General features: G+C 64.6%; 7 protein-coding genes and 2 pseudogenes. 3 read left to right on the top strand and 6 right to left on the bottom strand.

Annotation, left to right across the window (positions count from 1 at the left end):
* Together H8B02_RS22085 and H8B02_RS22080 are read left to right on the top strand one after the other, a co-directional pair.
* Window positions 1-234, top strand: a pseudogene (locus H8B02_RS22085) (hypothetical protein); the annotation flags it as partial.
* A gap of 202 nt (window positions 235-436) precedes the next feature.
* Window positions 437-586, top strand: a complete 150-nt coding sequence (locus tag H8B02_RS22080; protein WP_229168207.1) for a hypothetical protein — start codon at window positions 437-439, stop codon at window positions 584-586.
* 497 nt (window positions 587-1,083) lie between these two features.
* Here the strand turns inward: H8B02_RS22080 and H8B02_RS22075 are convergent, their stop codons facing one another.
* The 3 genes and pseudogenes from H8B02_RS22075 to H8B02_RS22065 all read right to left on the bottom strand — a co-directional run bounded on the left by H8B02_RS22075 (window position 1,084) and on the right by H8B02_RS22065 (window position 2,931).
* Entirely contained in the window at window positions 1,084-1,575 is a 492-nt protein-coding gene (locus H8B02_RS22075; protein WP_229168205.1) for a hypothetical protein, read from the bottom strand.
* Window positions 1,576-1,735: 160 nt separating this feature from the next.
* Window positions 1,736-2,268 (bottom strand): annotated as a pseudogene (gene fabA, locus H8B02_RS22070) (bifunctional 3-hydroxydecanoyl-ACP dehydratase/trans-2-decenoyl-ACP isomerase).
* Window positions 2,269-2,301: 33 nt separating this feature from the next.
* On the bottom strand, window positions 2,302-2,931 hold the full coding sequence (locus H8B02_RS22065; RefSeq protein WP_229168204.1) for a TetR/AcrR family transcriptional regulator: 630 nt from the start codon (window positions 2,929-2,931) through the stop codon (window positions 2,302-2,304).
* A gap of 174 nt (window positions 2,932-3,105) precedes the next feature.
* On the opposite strand from H8B02_RS22065, the gene H8B02_RS22060 reads away from it, so the two are divergent.
* Complete coding sequence (locus H8B02_RS22060) at window positions 3,106-3,444, top strand: hypothetical protein (protein ID WP_229168203.1); 339 nt, start codon at window positions 3,106-3,108, stop codon at window positions 3,442-3,444.
* A gap of 130 nt (window positions 3,445-3,574) precedes the next feature.
* Here H8B02_RS22060 and H8B02_RS22055 read toward each other — a convergent pair whose 3' ends face one another.
* The 3 genes from H8B02_RS22055 to H8B02_RS22045 all read right to left on the bottom strand — a co-directional run bounded on the left by H8B02_RS22055 (window position 3,575) and on the right by H8B02_RS22045 (window position 6,845).
* A complete protein-coding gene (locus H8B02_RS22055) occupies window positions 3,575-4,189 on the bottom strand; it encodes a transglutaminase-like cysteine peptidase (RefSeq protein WP_229168202.1) in 615 nt (204 codons plus the stop codon).
* Between the two features lie 332 nt (window positions 4,190-4,521).
* Complete coding sequence (locus H8B02_RS22050) at window positions 4,522-5,139, bottom strand: PilZ domain-containing protein (protein WP_092115166.1); 618 nt, start codon at window positions 5,137-5,139, stop codon at window positions 4,522-4,524.
* A gap of 149 nt (window positions 5,140-5,288) precedes the next feature.
* Complete coding sequence (locus tag H8B02_RS22045; protein WP_229168212.1) at window positions 5,289-6,845, bottom strand: FAD-dependent monooxygenase; 1,557 nt, start codon at window positions 6,843-6,845, stop codon at window positions 5,289-5,291.
* Window positions 6,846-7,041 lie beyond the last annotated feature (196 nt).

Raw genomic sequence — 7,041 nt, 5'->3', positions numbered from 1 at the left:
CATCGGCGCGGCTGGGGCTATCCGTTCGCGGCGGCCGCGATCGGCTTCGGCCTGGGCTACGGCGCCTACGATTACTATGACGGCTACTACGGCAACCCGTACTACGCCGGTTACGGCTACGACGACGGGTATGGCTACGGCTATGGTTATGGTGACGGCGGCTGTTACGTCGTGCGCCGTCGCATGCTGACGCCGTATGGCTGGCAGGTGCGACCGGTGCAGGTTTGCAACTGAGACATCTGCTGACGCATGGCCGGTCCATCGGATCGCCATGCTGATGGTCTTGGAATGATCGGCGCGGCCTCGGTGTCTTGACGCCGGGGCCGTCGCCCATTGGTACGCTGCTTGCAGCGCATTGCGGCAGTCCGTGTGTGAACGCGTCGCGAAAACAAACGGTGCGGCTGCGATTGGAGCCGGGCCTTAGAGGATATCAGAGATGCTGACCATTCCTGATCTGACATTGCTGTTCATGGTTGTTGTGTCGGGCCTCGCCATCGCATTCGTCTACATGCTCCACGAGCTCGAGCCGAAGCTTGCACGGCTGCGGCAGCGAAGCGATCGCATCCTGCGCGACCGCACCAGGTAGGCGGCAACGCGGATCGCTGCGGCTTCAGCGGCAGCGATGTCGCGCGTGCAGAGCCGTCACCCGAGCACGCCTTATTTCTTCAGCTGCGCCTGCATCTGATTCCATTCGTCCTCGGCCGCTTCCTTGTGGGGTGGCGAGCGCAAGCCGGCTTGCCGACCTCGCGCGCGTGGGGGCCGCCCTCGATGTCGGGAGCCAGATGTTTCCGGGGTGGGCGGCCCCAAAAAACAAGGCCGTCGACGTAGTATACCGTCAACGACCTTGCCAGCCCCGGATATTGAAATCGGCTCACGCCATCCGGTGATTAAAGATGACTCGGATTCGAAGTCGGATATGTGAACCAGTTCACAAAGTCCGGATTAATTCACGGTAACGGGCACTCATGCGAGGCTGCCGCCGGCAGGCCTGGAGTCGGAAATTCTACCTTAGGTCCTGATGTTGTTCGGGATTTGGCGCATTTTGATGGCCGCGCTGGTGACGGCGCTCGGCGTCTTCGGTCGTCAACCGCGCGATCTGTGGCGCTTCCGGTTGGCGCTCCGGGTGGCCTTCGACCGCTTGCGCGGCTCGGTCTCGGCGGCCGGCTCATTGGCCTGCGCGCTCGCGAGCGACTGGCGCAGGCCCTCGACCTGTTCAGTCAGTGCGGCGACCTGGTCGGAGAGCTTCTTGGCGTCGGCCTGCTGCGCGGCGAACTGCTTGCGCATGGTCAGCAGCTGGTCCTGCACCTCCTGCAACTGGTCGATGGATTCCTGCTGGGTCACCTCCATCTCCTTGATCTTTTCCACCAGGGCCTCGGAGACCTGCGCGGTCCGCGCCTGCAATTGGCGGGCGGCGACCATCCGGTCGGTCTCCGGCACGTTGCCGCTGAAGGCGCGCCACAGCGCGATCGAGCCGATCCCGAACAGCACGAGCACCAGCGCCACGGCGCCGATCGCGATCGGCTGCACGCCGATCAGGCTGCTGGCCTGTGCATTCCGGGGGGCAAGTTCGACCATGCGACCAGAACCGGACATCAATTGAAAGGTTCCGAATAGCACAACCGCGATGCGGGCAAAACCCCCGGGGATTCAAGCAGGTGGCGCGGAGAGTGCAAAACTCGCCGCAAATTCCGGGGCTTCTGCCTCAAAACGGGACTGTCCGGCGCGCGTCCGTGGCTCAACCCGTCGGCGCGATCAGGCCGACCCTCATGTCCTTCGCCAGATAGACGCAAGCGCCGTCGGCGAGCATACGGCCGTCGGCGATGCCCAGCACCAGCCGGCCGCGCCTGACCTGACGCATGTCGACCTCGTAGCGCACGAGCCTGACGTCCGGCGTGATGTGGCCCCTGAACTTGACCTCGCCGACCCCGAGCGCGCGGCCTTTGCCCGGCGAACCCGACCAGCCGAGCCAGAAGCCGATGATCTGCCACATCGCGTCGAGCCCGAGGCAGCCGGGCATCACGGGGTCGCCGGCAAAGTGACAGGCGAAGAACCAATGGTCCGGTGCAACCTCCAGTTCGGCGGCGACGCGGCCTTTGCCGAAGGCGCCGCCGTCGACACGCCGATGTCGGTGATGCGATCCATCATCAGCATCGGTGGCGCCGGCAGCTGCGCATTGCCGGGGCCGAAATAGCCGCCGGCGCTCGAGCGCAGCAGATCCGGCTTGCTGTAGGACGATTGCGGCGTGTGAAAATCATGCGGGTTGAACAAGATGGCCACCGACCTTGGGGTTATAGTTGAACATTAGAAGCGGCTGCGCCGCGTGGCTTTTGGCTTCACCGGCGGGGACTTGGCAGTCAGGCGCAGCGCCGCGGCCATGAAGGTCCAGATGTCGCCGGTCAGCCTTGCCCGATCCGGCCGCCGGTCGGCCGTGAGCGCGCCGATCAGCGCCTGGCGGATGCCGCCGATCATGAGCGCGATGGTGAGGTGAGGGTCGAGGTTGCCGGGAACGATCCCGTCGCGCTGCGCGGCCTCCAGCATGCGCGCACCGGCTGCAAGCTGGCGGCTGGTGAAGGCGGTCTCGACATCAAGCACTTCGGGCGCCCGGCTCAGCGGTCCGATCACCAAGGGTGCAAACGGGTGCTCATAGTGAAAGGCGACATAGGCGCCGATCCGTTCCTTCTCCCGGTCCGCCCAGTTGCTGGCGGACAGCTCGGCACCGCCGAAGGCCGCCTCATCCAGATGCTCATAGAAGTCTTCGACCACGGCCGCGATCAGCCCGGCTTTCGATCCGAAATGGTGATAGGCGAGCCCGACCGAGACCTGGGCCCGTCTCGCGACGGCCTGCATCTCGAGATGCCCTTGGCCTTCGATCAGCTCCTCTTGGGCCGCGGCGAGCAGCCGCTCGCGTGTCCCCTGGCTCGTTACGCCCATCTCTTGCCCGTTGCTTGAATTGAATTCAATTCAATAGAGCGGATGCTCGGATGTCAAGCTTGGGGCGCCGGATGGCCGAGCGTACCGGTGCAGGGCATGCGATGGCGTTTGCGATCAAGACCGAGATCGGGGGAACCGCGGGCGAAGGCATTCGTCTTCACTGCGCAGAAGACCATGTATGGCGGCAAGCACATCGCGGCCGACGACATCGTGTTCGTGTTCGCGAGCGAGAGTGAGGGCGGCAACGGACTGATCGCCCGCGCGGTGGTGACGTCAGCCGAACCGGTGCCGCGCAAGCCGGATATCGCCAGGCAAACGCCGCGTGTCAGCATCGCGGTCAGGCGTGTTGCGCTGGCGAAGCGGCCGCTGGGACGCGACGCCCTCAAGCGCTTCAAGGATTGGGACGACGGCCGGCCCGAGACCGAGCTCAATTTCAAATTCTATCGCCAGGCCACCAACAAGATCGTCGGCATCACGGACGAGACGGCGGCGTTCCTCGACCGGTTCTTCTGATCGGCCGCCGCCGTGTCCCCGCAAAAAGTTGCGGCCAGGCTTTGGGGGAAGCCTGGCCGCGCGCGAACCGGTCTGGGACGGGGAGGGGTGGGGATGTGACCGGGTCGCGAACTCGATTCCTTGTTGCCGCTCAGCGCGAGCTTGCGGTTGAAACTGCCGGGCGGTTGTCGCCGAGCGAGACCCACACATTGGGATCGCTCTGCGATTGCCGCTTAACGAAGCGGTAGCCGGTCTCCGTCCAGGCGACGATGCTCTCGTTCTGATTGTCGAGCACGAATTCGCCCTTGTCGGTCTTCACGGTCAGCACCGCGTGGCCTTCGCCCTTCTTGTCGCGGACCACCGTGATCAACAGCGCCTCGCGCGGCCAGCCGGCATCCATCAGCATCTTGCGCTTCAGGAGCACGTAGTCCTCGCAGTCGCCATAGCCGTCTGATGGCAACGACCATTTCTCGATCACGCCCCAATGATCCATGTCGGTCATCGGCTTGATGGATTCGTTGACCCACTTGTTGACCCGCACGAGGTCGCGCCAAGCGGTCTGCGACAACACGATGTCGCGTGGTTGCGTCTTGCCGCCGCGGCACTCGGCCGGATTGTCGGCGCAGAACTCGACCCAGCCGATCGGCGAACGCGCAACGTCACCCAGGCTGGCGTAGACCACGTCGCCGGCCTTGGCCGACACGCACGTCGCAAACAGAATGGCGGCAACCGCCAAACCTTTCCCCTGTCCCTTGAACCCAAACATCGTGGCCCCCGTTCTTCTTGTTGGGACCACGTTTCGCACAAAGCTTTTGCGCCGCCGCTAAGTGCGTGAAGTAGATTTGACGCGAATACTGGTAAAAGCTGCGGCGAATTCGATCTTTACTTGAATCGAATTCGCATAAAATTTGAAACAACTGTAATTGATTCAAATTTTATCTATTAACGCGGCAAGCGCTGCGCCTGCACGGTTTGTTGCCGCAAACGCTGCGGCCGTTAACCGCCGATTTTGCTGCGCCAAACGCGCCGAAGGCGGCCACCGGTGCACCGGTGGCCGCCTTCGCGGGCTGAAAACGGGGTCTTGAGCGGTTTTTCGCTTTACCTCGCGGTAACGCTCTCTTCGAGCGTTTCCGCCGACTGCTCGTGGACGAACTCGAGCGCGAAGCCTTCCTCGAGATTTCGCACCACACGCGCCTGCACCCTGCCGAGCATCACGAGCGACTTCAGCGGCGGGCGGTTCTCCGCGGCAATCGCAGCACCGGACAGCGAAAGGTCGATGATGCGGCAGGTCATCCGCGAGCCGTCTTCCTGGGTGAGCAGGGCGATCGGGTTGCGCGGCACGATACGGTCGTGACGGCGATCCTCGGGCAGATTGAGGATGTCGCGGTTGGCGAGCCAGGTGAGCTGGGCGGCGAGCTTGTCGCGCTTGCGCGCGGTGGCGCCGATCGTCATCGCAAAGCCGTTGTCGATGATGCGGGTGATGCGGCCCTCGACCCGGCCGATATGGTCGAGATAGGCGATCACGCGGTCGCCGACATTGCCGATGCCGGGCGCCAGCAAGGCGAGGCCGCCCGGGGACATGTTGATAATCTGGCAGGGAAACTCGCGCCGGTCGGGCAGCATGTAGCGGCCGAGCAGGTGCACCTTGACGCGCTGGAAGCGCCGCCGCTCCTCGGCAACGGGGACGACGGTAGTTTTCTTTTGTGCAAACGACATCACAACAAACCCGGCCACCGTCCATTCGGAGCCCCGACGACCCTAAGGCTGATAGGGTTAACGGGGCGTTACGGTTGTGAAAGGGAACCCGGACACGGAGCGAGAGCGACAAGTGAAGCTCACGTGCGCCGTATCCAGGGGCGTTAGGCTCATTCAGATGCCGCGTCAGGTTCTCCAAACCATCGCGCTGCGGCTTGAGCAGTCTCCTCCAGATCCGGTTCGATGTCTGTGGCCCAAGCCACAAACCCGTCGGGGCGCACCAGCACCGCGTTCAAGCCCAGCCGATCCAAGGCATCGCTGGTGAGATAGCTGATCCGCCCGCGCCAACGCTCGGCCAGCGCGCGCAGAGGGGAGCGCGGCTCGAAGTCGAGCAGCAGGCCGCGCCCGTCTCTGAGCAATTCGCCGAGCCTCGTCCCGCAGGCGAGCTCGAAGTCGGGCGCGCTGCGGCCCACCAGCGGATGGTCGCCGCCAAGATCGTAGCGCAGCGAAACGCCCCACACGCGCTCGGCAAAATAGGTCGCGCCGTCGGGCGTCGCGATCAGATCGCGGATGATGGCTTCGAGCGCGCGCGAGCTCCGGCTCGGCCGCATCAGCGCGACCTGGGCGCGCGACCAGTCGAGGATCTGCGCGCCCACCGGACGCCGTTCGCTGCAATAGCTGTCGAGCAGACCGGCCGGCGCGTCGCCGCGGATTGTGGGGGCAAGCTTCCAGCCGAGATTCATCGCATCGCCGAGCCCGAGGTTGAGCCCTTGGCCGCCCAGCGGAGAATGGATGTGCGCGGCGTCGCCGGCGAGTAGCACGCGTCCCCTCCGGTAAGCCGTCGCTTGACAGGCGCGATCGGTCCAGGTGGTGGCAAGCTGGAGCGCCGTCAACGTCACGTCGATCCCGGAGACACGGTGCAGCACCGCCTGCACATGCTCGCGCGTGATCTCGTGGGTGCGGTGGAAGGCGCCGCCGTCGAAATCGACCATCGCGATGGTGCCGGGACGCGCGTAGGTATACATGCCGGTCGGCGTGTAGTGGCGGCCCGGGCGAAGCGTGTCCGGATCGGCAATCTCGACCTCGACCGAATAGCCGGTGAACTCGGGATCGGTGCCGACAAATTCAAAGCCGCCGACCTTGCGCACCGTGCTGCGCCCGCCGTCACAACCGACCAGCCAGCGTCCATGAAACGTCTCGCCGCCAGCGCGAACGATCACGCCGTCATCCGACTGATCGAACGCCTCGACGGCCGCGCCGCGCCTGATCTCGACACCCATCGCGATTGCACGCGCGGCGAGCGCGGATTCGAGCGACTCAATGTCGACCGCCATGCTGGTACCGGCCGGACCGGGCAGGCGATACGGCCATTTCGACGTGTCGATATCGTCGTGATAAAACTGGATGCCGGCGAAATGGCCGGCCGGGCGGCGCGGCTGCTGCATCCAATGGGCGCCGTTCGACGCGTTGCTGCCCGAGCCATCATTCGCACGCGGCGGCGCCGCGATCCCGTCCAGCATCCCGCGACGATAGAGGGCCTCGATGGTGGGCGCCGAGAGGCCGCGCATGCCGAACGGCAGCCGCTTCAACGGCGAGCGCGGGTCCGCAGCCTGCTCCAGTACCAGCACCGAGCACCCGGCAAGCCGCAACTCGCAGGCAAGCAGCAGGCCGACCGGGCCGGCGCCGGCGATTACGACATCATGGGGAAGGGGGTGGTGGTTGTGCATGAACTGCTCCTTTGTCGATGTTCGACCGGAGCGGTTCGTCGGGATGAGAACCACACGGACGAACAATGGACGCTTCGATAGCGTCCGGTGTTCGTCGTGGGGATCTCGTGCACGAGGCAGGAGACCAGAGCTTTCGTTTTCGAAACGATTTCGATTTCGAAAGGACTTGGGCTTACCAAACCAAATCTGCCTTTTC

Source organism: Bradyrhizobium altum (assembly GCF_020889705.1).
Lineage (GTDB): Bacteria > Pseudomonadota > Alphaproteobacteria > Rhizobiales > Xanthobacteraceae > Bradyrhizobium > Bradyrhizobium altum.
The sequence above is the reverse complement of the archived record's forward strand: the minus strand, read 5'-3'. Positions and strand labels throughout refer to the sequence as shown.

Excerpts from the sequence above, each read along its gene's own strand:
- H8B02_RS22075 (WP_229168205.1), bottom strand. The coding sequence starts at position 1,575 with ATGGTCGAACTTGCCCCCCGGAATGCACAGGCCAGCAGCCTGATCGGC.
- H8B02_RS22055 (WP_229168202.1), bottom strand. The coding sequence starts at position 4,189 with ATGTTTGGGTTCAAGGGACAGGGGAAAGGTTTGGCGGTTGCCGCCATT.
- H8B02_RS22065 (WP_229168204.1), bottom strand. The coding sequence starts at position 2,931 with ATGGGCGTAACGAGCCAGGGGACACGCGAGCGGCTGCTCGCCGCGGCC.
- H8B02_RS22080 (WP_229168207.1), top strand. The coding sequence starts at position 437 with ATGCTGACCATTCCTGATCTGACATTGCTGTTCATGGTTGTTGTGTCG.
- H8B02_RS22045 (WP_229168212.1), bottom strand. The coding sequence starts at position 6,845 with ATGCACAACCACCACCCCCTTCCCCATGATGTCGTAATCGCCGGCGCC.
- H8B02_RS22060 (WP_229168203.1), top strand. The coding sequence starts at position 3,106 with ATGTATGGCGGCAAGCACATCGCGGCCGACGACATCGTGTTCGTGTTC.
- H8B02_RS22050 (WP_092115166.1), bottom strand. The coding sequence starts at position 5,139 with ATGTCGTTTGCACAAAAGAAAACTACCGTCGTCCCCGTTGCCGAGGAG.